13 protein-coding genes are annotated in these 15,120 nt (G+C 61.2%); 7 read left to right on the forward strand and 6 right to left on the reverse strand.

Features of this window, described 5'->3' with window-relative positions; translation table 11 throughout:
• Nucleotides 1-23: 23 nt before the first annotated feature.
• Nucleotides 24-1,463, reverse strand: coding sequence for a dihydropyrimidinase (gene hydA / locus AB4O09_RS13255; protein ID WP_013693597.1), 1,440 nt, complete (start codon nt 1,461-1,463; stop codon nt 24-26).
• A 613-nt stretch (nt 1,464-2,076) separates the two neighbouring features.
• On the opposite strand from hydA, the gene AB4O09_RS13260 reads away from it, so the two are divergent.
• Together AB4O09_RS13260 and AB4O09_RS13265 are read left to right on the forward strand one after the other, a co-directional pair.
• Entirely contained in the window at nt 2,077-3,555 is a 1,479-nt protein-coding gene (locus tag AB4O09_RS13260) for an NCS1 family nucleobase:cation symporter-1 (RefSeq protein WP_003202908.1), read from the forward strand.
• Nucleotides 3,556-3,688: 133 nt separating this feature from the next.
• Nucleotides 3,689-4,972 carry a Zn-dependent hydrolase gene (locus AB4O09_RS13265; RefSeq protein ID WP_223524100.1) on the forward strand — a complete coding sequence of 428 codons (1,284 nt, stop codon included), beginning with the start codon at nt 3,689-3,691 and terminating at the stop codon, nt 4,970-4,972.
• 71 nt (nt 4,973-5,043) lie between these two features.
• Here AB4O09_RS13265 and AB4O09_RS13270 read toward each other — a convergent pair whose 3' ends face one another.
• Nucleotides 5,044-5,502, reverse strand: coding sequence for an REP-associated tyrosine transposase (locus AB4O09_RS13270; RefSeq protein WP_027911828.1), 459 nt, complete (start codon nt 5,500-5,502; stop codon nt 5,044-5,046).
• A gap of 302 nt (nt 5,503-5,804) precedes the next feature.
• Here AB4O09_RS13270 and AB4O09_RS13275 point away from each other — a divergent pair, with 302 nt between their 5' ends.
• Both AB4O09_RS13275 and AB4O09_RS13280 read left to right on the forward strand, forming a co-directional pair.
• The gene (locus AB4O09_RS13275) at nt 5,805-7,289 is read left to right on the forward strand and encodes a helix-turn-helix transcriptional regulator (RefSeq protein WP_003202904.1); all 1,485 of its coding nucleotides are present in this window, start codon (nt 5,805-5,807) and stop codon (nt 7,287-7,289) included.
• Between the two features lie 239 nt (nt 7,290-7,528).
• Nucleotides 7,529-7,777 (forward strand): DUF1652 domain-containing protein, encoded by a 249-nt coding sequence (locus AB4O09_RS13280; RefSeq protein WP_003202901.1) that lies wholly within the window; start codon nt 7,529-7,531, stop codon nt 7,775-7,777.
• 153 nt (nt 7,778-7,930) lie between these two features.
• Here the strand turns inward: AB4O09_RS13280 and AB4O09_RS13285 are convergent, their stop codons facing one another.
• Nucleotides 7,931-9,316: a sensor histidine kinase gene (locus tag AB4O09_RS13285; protein ID WP_053162882.1), complete on the reverse strand. Its 1,386-nt coding sequence runs from the start codon at nt 9,314-9,316 to the stop codon at nt 7,931-7,933.
• A complete protein-coding gene (locus AB4O09_RS13290; RefSeq protein ID WP_003202897.1) occupies nt 9,294-9,977 on the reverse strand; it encodes a response regulator transcription factor in 684 nt (227 codons plus the stop codon). The genes AB4O09_RS13285 and AB4O09_RS13290 overlap by 23 nt, the downstream gene beginning before the upstream one ends.
• Before the next feature lie 276 nt (nt 9,978-10,253).
• Here AB4O09_RS13290 and hcnA point away from each other — a divergent pair, with 276 nt between their 5' ends.
• From hcnA to hcnC, 3 genes are read left to right on the forward strand one after another with little or no spacing between them, the layout of a single operon-like run.
• Entirely contained in the window at nt 10,254-10,580 is a 327-nt protein-coding gene (gene hcnA / locus AB4O09_RS13295; protein WP_003202893.1) for a cyanide-forming glycine dehydrogenase subunit HcnA, read from the forward strand.
• A complete protein-coding gene (gene hcnB / locus AB4O09_RS13300; protein ID WP_028237593.1) occupies nt 10,577-11,986 on the forward strand; it encodes a cyanide-forming glycine dehydrogenase subunit HcnB in 1,410 nt (469 codons plus the stop codon). Before hcnA ends, hcnB begins: the two co-directional genes overlap by 4 nt.
• Nucleotides 11,979-13,238, forward strand: coding sequence for a cyanide-forming glycine dehydrogenase subunit HcnC (gene hcnC, locus AB4O09_RS13305; RefSeq protein WP_003202889.1), 1,260 nt, complete (start codon nt 11,979-11,981; stop codon nt 13,236-13,238). Before hcnB ends, hcnC begins: the two co-directional genes overlap by 8 nt.
• Nucleotides 13,239-13,429: 191 nt before the next feature.
• Here hcnC and AB4O09_RS13310 read toward each other — a convergent pair whose 3' ends face one another.
• Together AB4O09_RS13310 and AB4O09_RS13315 are read right to left on the reverse strand one after the other, a co-directional pair.
• Nucleotides 13,430-14,041: a glutathione S-transferase gene (locus AB4O09_RS13310; protein ID WP_003202887.1), complete on the reverse strand. Its 612-nt coding sequence runs from the start codon at nt 14,039-14,041 to the stop codon at nt 13,430-13,432.
• A gap of 36 nt (nt 14,042-14,077) precedes the next feature.
• Nucleotides 14,078-15,001, reverse strand: coding sequence for a MurR/RpiR family transcriptional regulator (locus AB4O09_RS13315; protein ID WP_014337867.1), 924 nt, complete (start codon nt 14,999-15,001; stop codon nt 14,078-14,080).
• Nucleotides 15,002-15,120 lie beyond the last annotated feature (119 nt).

The raw sequence follows: 15,120 nt of genomic DNA on the forward strand, positions 1-15,120 counted from the left end.
AGAGCGTGGGAACGATCCTGGGGTCAGCGTTTCACGGCGGTTGGCTTATTCAACTCCGCCCGCTTGCTCAGCAAATCGAACACCGCCGGATACGCCGGCCGTTCGATGTAGCGCCCGGCGCCGCGCTCGGCTCGCAAGTCGCCGTCGGCCCAGACCAGCCGACCCTGGCTGATGGTGTGGCTGGGCACGCCGCGCACGGTCTTGCCTTCGAAGATGTTGAAGTCCACTTGCTGGTGGTGGGTCTTGGCGGAAATCGTGCGACTGCCTTGTGGGTCCCAGAGCACCAGGTCGGCATCGGCGCCGACGCGGATCGCCCCCTTGCGTGGGTAGAGGTTGAAGATCTTCGCGGTGTTGGTGGAGGTGAGGGCGACGAAGTCCTGCATCGACAATTTGCCGCTGTTGACCCCTTCGTCCCAGAGCACCGCCATGCGGTCTTCGATACCGGCGGTGCCGTTGGGGATCTTGCTGAAGTCGTCACGCCCGGCGGCTTTCTGTTCGGCGCAGAAACAGCAGTGGTCGGTGGCGGTGGTGTGCAGGTTGCCGGACTGCAAGCCGTGCCAGAGCGCCTCCTGGTGCCCGCGCGGGCGGAAGGGCGGGCTCATCACGTAGCCGGCTGCGGTCTGCCAGTCCGGGTCGCGATAGACGCTGTCGTCCAGCAACAGATGCCCGGCGAGTACTTCACCGTAGACCGGTTGGCCCTTGCTGCGGGCGTAGGTGATTTCATCCAGTGCTTCCTTGGTGGACACGTGTACCAGGTACAGCGGCGTGCCCAGGGTTTCGGCGATGCGGATGGCGCGGCTCGCGGCTTCGCCTTCCACTTGCGAAGGGCGCGACAACGGATGGGCTTCGGGCCCGGTGATGCCCTGGGCCAGCAACTTGCGTTGCAGGTGATAGACCAGCTCGCCGTTCTCCGCGTGCACGGTGGGCACCGCGCCCAGTTCCAGGCAGCGCTCGAAGCTCGCCACCAAAGTGTCGTCGGCGGCCATGATTGCGTTCTTGTAGGCCATGAAGTGCTTGAAGCTGTTCACGCCGTGATGATTGACCAGCTCGGCCATTTCTTCGCGGACCTGCTCGCTCCACCAAGTGATGGCCACGTGAAAACCGTAGTCGCTGGCGCTTTTCTCGGCCCAGCCACGCCATTGATGAAAGGCTTCCATCAGCGATTGCTGGGGGTTGGGAATCACGAAATCGATGATCGATGTAGTGCCCCCGGCCAAGCCCGCCGCCGTGCCGCTGAAGAAGTCTTCACTGGCGACTGTGCCCATGAACGGCAACTGCATGTGCGTATGGGGGTCGATGCCGCCGGGCATCAGGTATTGGCCGCTGCCATCGAGCACTTCGACGCCGGCCGGAACATCCAGGTTTTCACCAATGGCCTTGATCACGCCGTCGGCACACAACACATCGGCGCGGTAACTTTCATCATGGGTAATAACGGTGGCACCACGGATCAACAGAGACATTCCGAGTTCCTCGCAGGCATGACCGACTGTTGCCGGTTCTTTATGTTTTATCGATCACGGTTATTAAGTGACGACGTCGTGCAGACTTGTATTCTTGTCACGACTGTCAGGATTAGACGCTAGCTGGAGTTATTGAAATGATCAAGATTATTTTTTATAAGCTTATTCAGTTGTTAAGTAATTGAAATTAAATAATTAAATTTTAAAATCACCAAAATGGTGAGCCTGCTCACCATTTTGACGCACTTGACAGGATCGTTATTTGAGCGAGATTTGTCATGGTAAATCAGCGGCTTGAAAGCGCTTGAAGTGCGGCCCAGACACCTCGCCTTGATTCGGGGTGCACCACTTTGAATCTCGAACTCGACAGGACGTACAGGTCATCTAGCCTCAAGTCGATGAGCACAAAGTGAAGCAGGGCGGTTAAATGGCTTTAAATCTTTAGATATCAAATGTTTGAGAAGGTTATATCGATCGTCCGGTCAGCTCGGCGCGTTATTCGGCACGGTTATTGAGTGCTGTCGTGGTCTGGCGGGGTGGTCGGTAGCACGCGTGCAAGTACTCCGGCCATCGCCAGTCGATGAGCAAAAATAATGAAAACAGTGGAGCGGACATGACCAGATCAACAGTGACTGAGCGCGACGGGTTGTTCGAGCTTGAAGCCGGCAGCGACGTCCTCGACAGCCCCCGTTATAACCACGACATCGCGCCGACCAAGGTGCACGAGAGAACCTGGAACAAATGGCACATCACCGCATTGTGGGTGGGCATGGCGATCTGCGTGCCGACCTACACCCTCGGCGGCGTGCTCACCGCCTATTTCGGCTTGACGGTGGGCGAGGCGCTGCTGGCGATTCTGTTTGCCAACATCATCGTGCTGATCCCCCTGACCCTGAATGCCTTTGCCGGAACCAAGTACGGCATTCCGTTTCCAGTGCTGTTGCGCTCATCCTTCGGCGTGATTGGCTCCAACGTGCCGTGCCTGATTCGCGCCCTGGTGGCCTGTGGCTGGTTCGGCATCCAGACCATGTTCGGCGGGTTGGCGATCCACCTGTTTCTTGGTTCGGTGTTCGAAGGCTGGAAGAGTCTGGGTGGCACCGGCGAAGTGATCGGCTTCATGGTGTTCTGGGTCATCAACCTGTGGGTGGTGCTGCGCGGTGCCGAGTCGATCAAGTGGCTGGAAACCTTGTCTGCGCCACTGCTGGTGCTGGTGGGGGCGGGGCTGTTGGTGTGGGCGTTGCCCAATGTCTCGTTGACTGAGCTGATGGCGGTCCCGGCCAAACGCCCAGAAGGCGCCGGCGTGACCAGCTATTTCCTGGCCGGGCTGACGGCCATGGTCGGTTTCTGGGCCACGCTGTCGTTGAACATTCCGGACTTCAGCCGTTACGCCAAGAGCCAGAAAGACCAGATCGTGGGGCAGATCATCGGCCTGCCGTTGACCATGTTCCTGTTCGCTTCCCTCGGCGTGGTCATGACCGCGGCCTCGGAAAAACTGGTGGGGGTGACCGTCTCCGACCCGGTGACCTTGATCGGGCACATCCAGAGCCCGGTGTGGGTGGCCCTGGCCATGGTGCTGATCATCGTCGCCACGCTCTCGACCAACACCGCCGCCAATATTGTCTCGCCCACCAACGACTTCCAGAACCTGGCGCCGAAACTGATCGGCCGCACCAAGGCGGTGATGCTCACCGGGTTGGTGGGGCTGGCGCTGATGGCCCACGAGCTGCTGAAGAAACTTGGCCTGATCGTGTCCGAGGTCAGCCTCGAGTCGGTCTATTCCAACTGGCTGCTGGGTTATTCGAGCCTGCTGGGGCCGATTGCCGGGATCATGGTGGTGGATTATTTCCTGATCAAGAAACAGCAACTGGACCTGGCCGGGCTGTACCGCGACGACGTTTACCCGGCGTGGAACTGGAACGGCTTCATTGCCTTCGGCGTGCCGGTGGTGCTGACGCTGCTGTCCCTGGGCAGCGATGCGTTCAGCTGGTTCTACAGCTACGGCTGGTTCACCGGCTCGGCGCTGGGCGGGGTGATTTATTACGGGTTGTGCAGTATGCGAGCAAGCCCGTCCGTTGCCAAAACAGCGGTGTGAAGGAGGGCCTCATCGCGAGCAAGCTCGCTCCCACACTGGATTTGGGTGGATGCAGATCCCCTGTGGGAGCGAGCTTGCTCGCGATGGCGGCCTCAAGTACACCAAAAACATGCCTGGAAAAATGGAGATCCCCATGAACGCAGCCATCGACGTTCTGCAATCCACCCATCAGCACATCAACCGCGATCGCCTGTGGCAATCGCTCATGGACCTGGCCCAGCTCGGTGCCACGGTCAAGGGCGGGGTGTGCCGATTGGCCCTGACCGACCTCGACCGCCAGGCCCGCGACCTGTTCGTGCAATGGACCCAGGCGGCGGGCTGTACCGTCAGCATCGATGCGGTGGGCAATATTTTCGCCCGTCGCCCGGGGCGCAATCCGAACCTGCCGCCGGTAATGACCGGTAGCCACATCGATACCCAGCCCACCGGTGGCAAGTTCGACGGCTGCTTTGGCGTGCTCTCCGGGCTGGAGGTGCTGCGCACCCTCAATGACCTGAACATCGAAACCGAAGCACCGCTGGAAGTGGTGGTGTGGACCAACGAAGAGGGCTCGCGTTTCGCCCCGTGCATGATGGGCTCCGGTGTGTTCGCGGAAAAATTCACCCTCGAAGAAACCCTCGCCAAGGTCGACGCCGAAGGCATCACCGTTGGTCAGGCGCTCAATGCCATCGGCTATGCCGGTTCGCGCCCGGTCAGTGGGCATCCGGTGGGGGCGTATTTCGAGGCGCACATCGAGCAGGGGCCGATCCTCGAAGACGAAGGCAAGACCATCGGCGTGGTAATGGGCGCGCTGGGGCAGAAGTGGTTCGACCTGACGTTGTGCGGCGTCGAAGCCCACGCCGGCCCGACCCCGATGCACCTGCGCAAGGACGCCCTGGTGGGCGCCTCGATCATCGTCGGCGCCGTCAACCGCGCCGCCTTGGGTCATCAACCCCATGCCTGCGGCACGGTCGGTTGCCTGCAAGCCTATCCGGGATCGCGCAATGTCATCCCCGGCGAAGTGCGCATGACCCTGGACTTTCGTCACCTGGAACCGGCGCGGCTGGATTCGATGATCGCCGAGGTCAAGCAGATGATCGAAGACACCTGCCGGCAACACGGCCTGACCTTCGATTTGAAACCCACGGCCGACTTCCCGCCGCTGTATTTCGACAAGGGCTGCGTCGACGCCGTACGCGGCGCTGCCCAAGGGCTGGGCCTGTCCCACCTGGACATCGTCAGCGGCGCTGGCCATGACGCGATCTTCCTAGCCGAACTGGGCCCGGCCGGGATGATCTTCGTGCCCTGCGAAGGCGGCATCAGCCACAACGAAATCGAAAACGCCGCTCCCGACGACCTCGCCGCCGGTTGCGCGGTGCTGCTGCGAGCGATGCTGGCCGCCTCACAAGCGATTGCCGAGGGGCGCATGGCGGCTTGAAGGCTAAAAAATCGTAGCTCCCACGGGGAACGCCTATGTAGGAGCTGGCGAAGCCTGCGATCTTTTGATCTTCAAACCCAAATGGCATCCCACAGGGGATAGTCACCAACACGCCTCACCAATCCGGCACGCAACGGATTGCTGATGATGTACCTTGCAGCGTCTTTCAGGTCCTCCTCTTTGCGTAACGCCCGATCATGATAGCCCCGCTGCCATAATCGGCCTTGTTGGCAACGGGCAAGATTGACGGCTCGGCTGCTGCGGGATTTGATGCGGCTCATCAACTCGGCCAGATTGCTACTATGCAATTGTGCCAGCCAATGTACGTGATCCGGCATCACTACCCAGGCGAGGGAGGTTGCCATTGAGACTTCTTCGGCATTTCGCAATTGATCGACGAGCAGCCGGCCCAGTCGCCAATCGCTAAAAATAGGCTGGCGCTGGTACACAACGGCGGTCAGTAGATAGATTCGGTCGGGCTCACTTACTCGACCTATACGCAAACGACATCCATGTGCTGCGTTGGGCATTGCGTGATCTCCAAAAAAATATGTAGATCATCGAAAATTAGTCGTTGCGATGAAGGACGCTTGAAAAAGCAATTGCGCAATATTTCAGCATGCGCAGATTTCTGTAGGAGCTGGCGAAGCCTGCGATCTTTTGATTTTGATCTTTCGCTCTAGATTCAATTGGCGGTGGAAAGATCGCAGCCTCGTTGCACTCGACAGCTCCTACATAGCTCCTACACGGCTCCTACGCAGCTTCTGCGGGGAACGTGTCGTCTCTGCGGGTGGTCGTAATCTCCATGTGCTTCCGACCACATGGAGACCCAATGAATCAGCAAGTCCCGACCACCGATACCAACCGTCGTCAATTGCTGCAGATCATTGCCGGACTGTCCGACGGGGTGATGTTGATCGAGGTCGACCAGACCATTGCCTGGGCCAACGCGGCGGCCTTGGCGATGCATGGGGTCAAGGACCTCAGTGAGCTGGGCACCACGGCCAGGCAATACGCCCGGCGTTTCAATCTGCGTTATCGCAACAACCACCCGCTGAGCGACGACAACTACCCCATCGCCCGGGTTGCCCGTGGCGATGAGTTCAGCGATGTGCTGGTGGAAGTCACGCCCCAGGCCGACCCGGATCGCACCTGGGTGCATCGGATCCGCAGCATGGTGCTGGCCGACCGCAACGGCGAACCGGAGCTTCTCGTGCTGATCCTCAGCGATGCCACCGAATGGGCCAGCGCCGAGCAGCGCTTCGAGAAAACCTTCGGGGCCAACCCGGCACCGGCGGTGATCTGTCGCCTCAGTGACCTGCGTTATATCAAGGTCAATCCGGGGTTCCTGGAGATGACCGGCTACAGCCGCGAGCAGGTGATCGGGCGTTCGGTGTATGAGCTTGATGTGCTTGAAGCCGCCGAAAGACGCGACCTGGCCATTGAGCGCCTGGGGCAGGGCGCGACCATTCCGCAAATGCAGGCCGAGTTGAAATTGCCCGACGGCACCACCAAGCAGGTGATCGTCGCCGGCCAGCCGCTGGACCTGCACGACGAAGACTGCATGCTGTTTTCCTTCATGGACATGGAGCCGCGACGCAAGGCAGAAACCGCGCTGCGCCAGAGCGAGGAACGCTTTGCCAAGTCGTTCCGCCTGTCGCCCGTACCCACCCTGGTGTGCAGCGCCGAACAGCAGTTGCTGGAAATCAATGAGGCGTTTCTCCAGACCACCGGTTACGCCAGCGAAGAACTGTTGGGCAAAACCGTGGAGGAAATCGGCTTTCTCGACAAGGATGCCAGCGCCGCGCTGTTTGCCCGGTTGGAAAAGGCTGCCGCTGTTTCAAGTATCGACGTCAAGGTGCACAAGAAGGGCGGCGAACTCATCGACTGTGAGGTCGCTGCCGATACGGTGGTCATCCAGGACAAGCCTTGCTATCTGCTGGTGCTGATGAACATCACCGAGCGCAAACGCTCGGAGCTGGAGCTGGTGGCGGCGATCGAGGAGGTGATGAAAGACGCTTCCTGGTTCAGTCGGACCCTGATTGAAAAATTGGCTAACGTGAAGAGCATCAACGCCCAGGTGCCCAGTGTGTCATTCACCGAGCTGACGGCCCGGGAGCGCGACGTGCTGGGGCTGATTTGCGAAGGCCTGGCAGACAAGGAAATCGCCGCGCGCCTGAAGCTGGCGCCCAATACCGTGCGCAATCACGTCGCTACGCTGTATTCGAAACTGGATGTCCATAGCCGCAGCGAGGCGATTGTCTGGGCACGGGAGCGGGGTTTGTTCGCTAACGAATGGCGAATGAAGGCACCATGATAGCCAGTGCAAATGCACCGGACATGCTGGTGCAAATTCGGGTTTTGCATGGGGGTTCGGTTCCTTAGGCTGTCAGTGTGCGACATCGTCTGTGATGTCGCGTCCCCACGAAACAGTCAAGGAATACGCCACAATGTGCAGTGAACCAACCCAGTATGAGCGCGACAGGATGCCTATGCGGACCAGGAGGTCGGCGCTGTCCACCGTTCATTTGCGCCCCCGGGGCTGAGGTGCATCGCATGACCCATCTGGCCCCTTTGCGTGCCCGCCTCGAAGAAAGCTTTACGCCGCTGGCTTGCGAATGCAGCCTCAATGGCGACGGCACTCTCACCGTGCGTTTGTATCACCGTGAAAGCGGGGAGGTAGACCTGGTGGTGAGTGGCATGAGTGTCGACAGCGTCCGGTCGGAAGAGAGCATCGCAAAGCTGATCGACGAGCTGCGCTATGAGCTTGAGAACATCCCGTTGCATCGCGGTGACCCGGCATAAATAAAGACCAGGCACCTCAACCTCTGTAGGAGCTGGCGAAGCCTGCGATCTTTTGATCTTGGTCTTTCGCTCTTGACTCAATTGTCTGGGGAAAGATCGCAGCCTCGTTGCACTCGACAGCTCCTACACGGCCGATCGGGACAAGAGGCCTTGCTACAACAACGTCGCCCGGCAATCGAGCACCAAGCGCGCGCCGCCGTGTTCGCAGCTGCCCACCTCCAGCGTGAACCCATGCAGATTGACGATCGCCGCGACGATCGACAGGCCCAGGCCGAATCCGCCGTGCTGGCTGCTGCCCTCGGCACGGTAGAAGCGGCGAAACACGGCCTTGCGCTCCGCCTCGGGGATGCCCGGGCCCGAATCGAGCACTTCGATGCGGGTGCTGTCGCCCTGATCGACCCCACGCAGGATCACCGTGCCTCCCGGCGGGGTGAACTTGATGGAGTTGCTCAGCAGGTTCGACACGGCCTCGAACAACAATGCCCGGTCGCCGTTGAGCAGGGGCAGCGCATCAGGCACCTCGAGGATGAAGGACAGTTCGCCTTCCTCGGCCAGCGGCAGGTAAAAGTCATGCAGCTCCTGCAATAACTGCAACGGGTCGAGGCGCACGAAGCCCGAGCGCCGCTGCTGATCTTCCAGCTCGGAAATCCGCAATAACCCCCGAAACCGTGCCATCAGGGTGTCGGTCTCGGCGATCACCTGGTCCATTTGCAAGGCCTCGGGCGAGCCGTCCGGCGCTTGCTGCTGAATGCGATAAAGTTGGGCACGCAGACGCGTCAATGGGGTGCGCAGGTCATGGGCGATGTTATCGCACACGCCCTTGACCTCATTCATCAAGCGTTCGATGCGGTCGAGCATGGCATTGACGATCGCCGCCAGCATGTCCAGTTCGTCGCGCCGGCTCGACAGCGGCAGGCGATGGGTCAGGTCGCCGGCAACGATGGCTTCGGCACTGGCCTGCAGTTTGCGAATCCGCTGCAACGGGCGCCGACGCAGCAGATGCCAGCCGGCGATACCCGGCAGGACCGTCAGCGATACACCCCAGAATAGCGCGTGCAAGATGATGCGGGTCACGGCGAACAGCGAGCCATTGTCCCGCGCCAGCACCAGCCAGCGGCCGTCCTGGGTCCGGGTCGCCACCGCGTCACAACTGTCGGAGGGCACGCTCGGGTCGTCGGAATCGACGCAACCGCCGAGCATGTGGATCTTGCCGTCCAACGGCAGGTCCGACGGGATCCGCATGATCGGTCCGCTCAAGTGGCGAAGTTGCGGATCGAACAGCCCGTAGGCGTCGACGCCGCGCTCGTCCAGCGTCAGGCTGGCCATGAGCGCATCTTCCAGTTGATCGCCATGGATCCGGGCAAACAGGTGCTGGCGCTGCATCAGGGAGTGCTTGGCCAGGCTATCGAGGTAGCCAAACACTTCGTAATACATCACCCCCATCAGGATCGCGCTCCAGATCACGAACAGCGAACTGTACAGCGCCAGCAGGCGGCTGCTGGAGGAGCGCCAGCCTTTAGCAGGGTTCAGCAATGACATAGCCGGAACCCCGTACCGTGCGAATCAGCGGTTCCAGGCCCGGCGGGTCGATTTTCTTGCGCAGGCGGCCGATGTGGACATCGATCAGGTTGGTGCCGGGGTCGAAGTGATAGCCCCAGACTTCCTCGAAAATCATCATGCGCGAGAGGATCTGCCCACTGTTGCGCATCAGGAATTCGAGCAGCTTGTATTCGGTGGGCAGCAGGCTGAGCAGTTGCCCGTTGCGGCTGGCTTCGCGGCTGATCAGGTTCAGCTCCAGATCGGCTACCCGCAGCACGGTTTCCGGCTCGCGGGCGCCATTGTTGCGCCGCAGCAGCACTTCGACCCGGGCGGCCATTTCGTCGGTGGCGAACGGCTTGGTCAGGTAATCATCGCCGCCGGCCCGCAGGCCACGGACCCGCTCGTCCACGTCGGAGAGGGCGCTGATCATCAGGATCGGCGTGGCCACGCCCATGGTGCGCAGCGTGGTGACGATCACCAGGCCGTCGAGCTCGGGCAGCATGCGGTCGAGGGTTATCAGGTCGTAGTCGCCGCTCACCGCCCGTTCCAGGCCTTCGCGGCCGTTGTCGACCCAATCGACGTCCAGGCCGTTGCGGGTCAGCTCGGCGACGATTTCACGGGCGGTCACGGCGTCGTCTTCGATGGTCAGGATGCGGTTCATGGGCGGTACCGTGTGGGGAAGTTGGTGCTATTGCGCAGCATTCTGCCAAAAAATACCTGTCGGCTTTCTGAAAAAAAGTTCATGAGCCGGCGAGCGGTTTCGCTGGCCTGGATCAACACTTGGTCACAAATAATCCCTAACATAAATTTCGTGCGCACTATCATGTGGCGTCCGTTGCCCTGTTTTGGCGCGCTGCCGCTGCGGGGTACTGATGCGAACCGGTGATGGTGCGCCGCAAGGAGCCGAGCCCCCACAGAATCTTCAAGGAAGAGCCGTATGATGCAACCTTCAGACCTTCTACGCCGAAAATTCGATATCCAGCCGCTGGCACAGGCCGACATGACGGTGCGCCTGGACGGGCAGGCTGTCAGCGCTGCCCACGGTGAAACAGTCCTCACCGTCATCCAGGCCCTGGGTCAGCGCCAGGTGGCCCGCAACGATCACGACCAGATCAGCGGCGCATACTGCGGCATGGGCGTGTGCCAATGCTGCCTGGTCAGGATCGACGGTCGCCACAAGCGCCGCGCCTGCCAGACCCTGGTACGCCCTGGCATGCAGATCGAAACCCGGGTCAACCGCATCCCCGAAACGGAGGCGCCATGAGCCTCGATCCGGTGATTGTCGGCGGTGGGCCGGCGGGCATGGCCGCGGCCATTGAACTGGCCTCCCACGGCGTGCGCTGCACCTTGCTCGAAGAAGCACCGCGACTGGGTGGCGTGGTGTATCGCGGACCGTTGCGCGATGGCGTGCGCCTGGATTACCTGGGCCCGCGCTACAGCGAAGCCCTGGAGAAACTCCACGGTGAATTCCAGCAACACGCCGGCCTGATCGACGTGCGATTGAGCAGCCGGGTCATCGGTGCCGAAGGCTTCCGGGCGCTGATGCTGCTGGACGCCGACGAGCGCCTGGGCGAGGTCGCCTATTCCCATCTGGTCCTGGCGGCCGGTTGTCACGAGCGCAGCGTGCCGTTTCCTGGCTGGACCCTGCCAGGCGTGATGATGCTTGGCGGCCTGCAATTGCAGATCAAGAGCGGTGTGGTCAAGCCGCCGAGCCCGGTGGTGATCGCTGGCACCGGTCCGTTGTTGCCGCTGGTGGCTTGCCAGTTGCACGCATCGGGCGTGGCGGTGGCGGGTGTGTATGAGGCCTGTGCGTTCGGCCGGATCGCCAAGGAAAGCCTGGCGTTGCTGAACAAGCCGCAACTGTTCCTCGACGGCCTGAGCATGCTGGCCTACCTCAAGCTCAATCGCATTCCCGTGCGCTATGGCTGGGGCGTGGTGCAGGCTGACGGCGAGGGTGAGTTGAGCGTCGTTACCGTCGCGCCTTATTCCACGACCTGGGACCCCGACCTCAAGCGCGCGGAACAGGTACCGGCGCAGACGCTGGCGGTCGGCTACGGGTTTATCCCGCGGACTCAATTGAGCCAGCAAATGGGCCTGGAGCACGGTTTCAGCGACGACGGCTATTTGCGGGCCGTGTCCGATGCCTGGCAACAAAGCAGCGAAGCGCACATTCACCTGGCCGGCGACATGGGCGGGATTCGCGGCGGTGAAGCGGCCATGCTGAGTGGACGCATCGCGGCGCTGTCGATCCTGATGCAACGCAACGTGCTGGATCCGTCCACGGCCCTGGCGCACCGCGAACGCTACCAGGCGCAACTGGAGCGGATCATTCGCTTTCGCGCCGCCGTGGATCGCTACACCCAGCGTGGCGCCGGGCAAACCGCATTGCCGGCCGCCGATACGGTGATCTGCCGCTGCGAGCACACCACCCGCGCCGACATCGACCGGGCGCTGGAGCAAGGCGTGCAGGACATGGCCAGCCTGAAGATGCGCACCCGCGTGAGCATGGGCGATTGCCAGGGGCGGATGTGCGTCGGCTACTGCAGCGACCGCTTGCGCGAGGCCACCGGGCGTGCCGACGTGGGCTGGCTGCGGCCGCGTTTCCCCATCGATCCGATTCCCTTTTCAGCGTTCCAGAACGTCGGCATGGAGGCCGTTTCCCATGATTAAGAATTATGACGTGGTCATCGCCGGTGGCGGTGTGATCGGGGCCTCCTGTGCCTATCAACTGTCCAAGCGCAAGCACCTGAAAGTCGCCCTGATCGACGCCAAGCGCCCCGGTAACGCGACCCGTGCGTCGGCCGGTGGCCTGTGGGCCATTGGCGAGTCGGTGGGCCTGGGTTGCGGGGTGATCTTCTTTCGCATGATGTCGGCCAACCGCAAGCGCCAGACCCAGGGCGCCGCAGTGGCGGTGGACGCCAGCACGCCGCACATCCTGCCCCAGTCGTTCTTTGATTTCGCCTTGCAGTCCAACGCAATGTATCCGCAGTTGCACCGCGAGCTGATCGACAACCACGGCATGGATTTCAAGTTCGAGGAGACCGGGCTAAAGTTCGTGATCTACGACGATGAAGACCGTTTGTACGCCGAGCACATCGTCGCCTGCATTCCCCACCTGGCAGACCAGGTGCGCTGGCTGGACCAGGCTGCCCTGCGTGAGGCGGAACCGAATGTCAGCCATGAAGCCCTGGGGGCGCTGGAGTTTCTCTGCGATCATCAGGTCAGTCCGTTCCGTCTGGCCGACGCCTACACCGAAGGCGCCCGGCAGAACGGTGTCGACCTGTTCTTCAACACCAGCGTGACCGAGGTACTGCGCAGCGGCACGCGGGTGACAGGCGTGAAAACCGCCGAGGCGGGGACGTTCAACTGCCGGACCCTGATCAACGCGGCCGGTGCCTGGGCGGCGGACCTGAGTGAGCAGGCCACTGGCGTGCGGATTCCGGTCAAGCCGGTCAAGGGGCAGATCCTGTTGACCGAGCGCATGCCGAAGATCCTCAATGGCTGCCTGACCACCAGCGACTGCTATGTGGCGCAGAAAGACAACGGTGAAATCCTTATTGGCAGCACCACTGAAGACAAAGGCTTCGACGTGACCACGACCTATCCGGAGATCGAAGGGTTGGTGCAAGGCGCGGTGCGCTGTATCCCGCAGTTGGTCGACATCAACCTGAAGCGAACCTGGGCCGGCCTGCGCCCGGGGTCTCCTGATGAGTTGCCGATCCTGGGGCCGATGCGCGGAGTGGAGGGTTATCTCAATGCCTGCGGGCATTTCCGCACCGGCATCCTGACCTCGGCCATCACCGGGGTACTGCTGGATAAACTGGTGAACAACGAACCGTTGCCGCTGGATATCACGCCGTTCCTGGAAGATCGCTTCGAGGTGGCGCCGACAGTAAAGCCCCAGGAAATGGAACTGGCCTGAAGAAATTCAGTGGGGAACACATATCCCACAGTCACCCGAAAACAAACTGTGTGCGAGCCTGTGGGAGCAAAGCTTGCTCGCGATAGCGGTATGCCAGTCAACATTGTTGCCGGATGATCCAGCGCTATCGCGAGCAAGCTTTGCTCCCACAGGTACTCTGGTTACCCCCAGGGTTTTTTGTTCACAGCCGGTTATTCCATCGGCGTACTGACAAACGCCTCCAACCCTTCGGCATAGGCGGTAAACGCGCTGATCAACGGGAAAGCCTTGCCTTGCACCTGGTCCGGCACCACCAGGTTGGTGAAGCTCCAGGCCACTGCCACGGTGATGCCGGCCTGATCGAGGTTGCCATCAGTGCCCAGCGGCTGTTTCTCCAGTTCCTGCTCCAGCATTCCATAAGCCGCCGCCAGTTGGCCTTCCACGCGTTCAACCCAAGGCGCGTGCTGGATCTCCGTTGGCCGCAGGTTGCGTTCGTAGTAGATCTGCACCGACTTCTCACAGGCCGCCAAGGCCAATCCAATCAGGCGCAGTGAGCGCACCCGTTGTCCAAGGTCGGCCGGCATCAAGCTTTTCCCCGGCGCGGCCAAGGCCTCCAGGTAATCGATGATCAATGTGGAGTCCATCAGTACGTTGCCATCGTCCAGCACCAGGGTCGGGGCCTTGACCACCGGGTTGATGTGCTGGAACTGTTCGAAATGCCTGAACACCGAAACGGACTCGTGCTCCAGGGGAACCCCCAGGCATTTGGCGGAAATGGCGACGCGTCGCACGTAGGGCGAGTCCAGCATGCCGATCAATCTCATGGCTTCTCCTTCAGCGTTTTATCGGTGGGCGCGGCGTTAATCCTCGAACCCGACCTGTTCATGGATTTCATCGACCTTGAGTTCCAGTCGGTAAGCCACGGCGATGAACAACGCCTGGCACAGGCACAACGTGGCACTCAACGAACGGAAGGCGAACGAACTGCCTTCGTTGACCAGCAACACCGCGTTGGCCCGTTTGGCCAGGGGCGACAGGTTGCTGTCGGTGATGATCAGGGTCTTGGCCTGGTGATGCTGGGCAATGCGCAGGCAGTGCTGGGTTTCCTTGCCATAGGGCGTGAAGCTGATGGCGATGACCAGGTCGTTGGCGCGCACGCTGCGCATCTGCTCACGGTAACTGCCGCCCAGGCCGGACACCAGGTGAATGCGCTTATTGGTGTGTTGCAGGTTGTAGACCAGATAATCGGCCACCGCGAACGAACGGCGCACGCCCACCACATAGATGTTGTCGGCGTTGACCACCAGGTCCACGGCCTTTTCGAACGCCTGGTCGTCCAGCTCCAACCCCAGGCGCTCGATGCCCGAGAGGGTCGCGTTGACGCATTCGCGGGCCAGGTCGCCGCCGCTGGCCTTCTGCGACTTGTTGGCGATCATGCTGCGGATGCGCTGCTGGTAATTCTGCACCGGGGTGGTCTTGTGGGTGTAGGCCTCGCGGAACAACGCCTGCATTTCGCTGAACCCGCTGAAGCCGAAACGCTGGGAAAACCTGACGATGGCCGAGGGGTGCACTTCGCATTCCCGGGCGATGTCGCTGATGCGGTCGACCATGATCCGGTCGCTCTGCTGGCTCATGTAGCTGGCGATGCGTTTGAGCTGGCGCGGCAGGCTTTCGTATTCATCGGTGATCAGTTGCAGCAGGCGCTCGGCATTGATCGGTGGGCTCGAGAGGGCGGGTTCGGACGCGCTCTCGGACGGCGCCGGCAGATCATCGGGGCGGGTCATAGAAAATCCTTCTGGCTTGTTCTTATAGGGCGGCCCGAAAAAAAGGCCGGCCCTCGACAATAGGTTGGCTGGTCGCAGTCTACAGCGTAGGCGCAGGGAAAATCATGGGCTGACAAATG

The sequence above is a fragment of the Pseudomonas sp. H1_F01 genome, assembly GCF_054681425.1.

What these genes read in the sequence shown, in the direction of transcription:
- hydA (WP_013693597.1), bottom strand. Translation starts at nt 1,463, where the DNA reads ATGTCTCTGTTGATCCGTGGTGCCACCGTTATTACCCATGATGAAAGT.
- AB4O09_RS13260 (WP_003202908.1), top strand. Translation starts at nt 2,077, where the DNA reads ATGACCAGATCAACAGTGACTGAGCGCGACGGGTTGTTCGAGCTTGAA.
- AB4O09_RS13265 (WP_223524100.1), top strand. Translation starts at nt 3,689, where the DNA reads ATGAACGCAGCCATCGACGTTCTGCAATCCACCCATCAGCACATCAAC.
- AB4O09_RS13270 (WP_027911828.1), bottom strand. Translation starts at nt 5,502, where the DNA reads ATGCCCAACGCAGCACATGGATGTCGTTTGCGTATAGGTCGAGTAAGT.
- AB4O09_RS13275 (WP_003202904.1), top strand. Translation starts at nt 5,805, where the DNA reads ATGAATCAGCAAGTCCCGACCACCGATACCAACCGTCGTCAATTGCTG.
- AB4O09_RS13280 (WP_003202901.1), top strand. Translation starts at nt 7,529, where the DNA reads ATGACCCATCTGGCCCCTTTGCGTGCCCGCCTCGAAGAAAGCTTTACG.
- AB4O09_RS13285 (WP_053162882.1), bottom strand. Translation starts at nt 9,316, where the DNA reads ATGTCATTGCTGAACCCTGCTAAAGGCTGGCGCTCCTCCAGCAGCCGC.
- AB4O09_RS13290 (WP_003202897.1), bottom strand. Translation starts at nt 9,977, where the DNA reads ATGAACCGCATCCTGACCATCGAAGACGACGCCGTGACCGCCCGTGAA.
- hcnA (WP_003202893.1), top strand. Translation starts at nt 10,254, where the DNA reads ATGATGCAACCTTCAGACCTTCTACGCCGAAAATTCGATATCCAGCCG.
- hcnB (WP_028237593.1), top strand. Translation starts at nt 10,577, where the DNA reads ATGAGCCTCGATCCGGTGATTGTCGGCGGTGGGCCGGCGGGCATGGCC.
- hcnC (WP_003202889.1), top strand. Translation starts at nt 11,979, where the DNA reads ATGATTAAGAATTATGACGTGGTCATCGCCGGTGGCGGTGTGATCGGG.
- AB4O09_RS13310 (WP_003202887.1), bottom strand. Translation starts at nt 14,041, where the DNA reads ATGAGATTGATCGGCATGCTGGACTCGCCCTACGTGCGACGCGTCGCC.
- AB4O09_RS13315 (WP_014337867.1), bottom strand. Translation starts at nt 15,001, where the DNA reads ATGACCCGCCCCGATGATCTGCCGGCGCCGTCCGAGAGCGCGTCCGAA.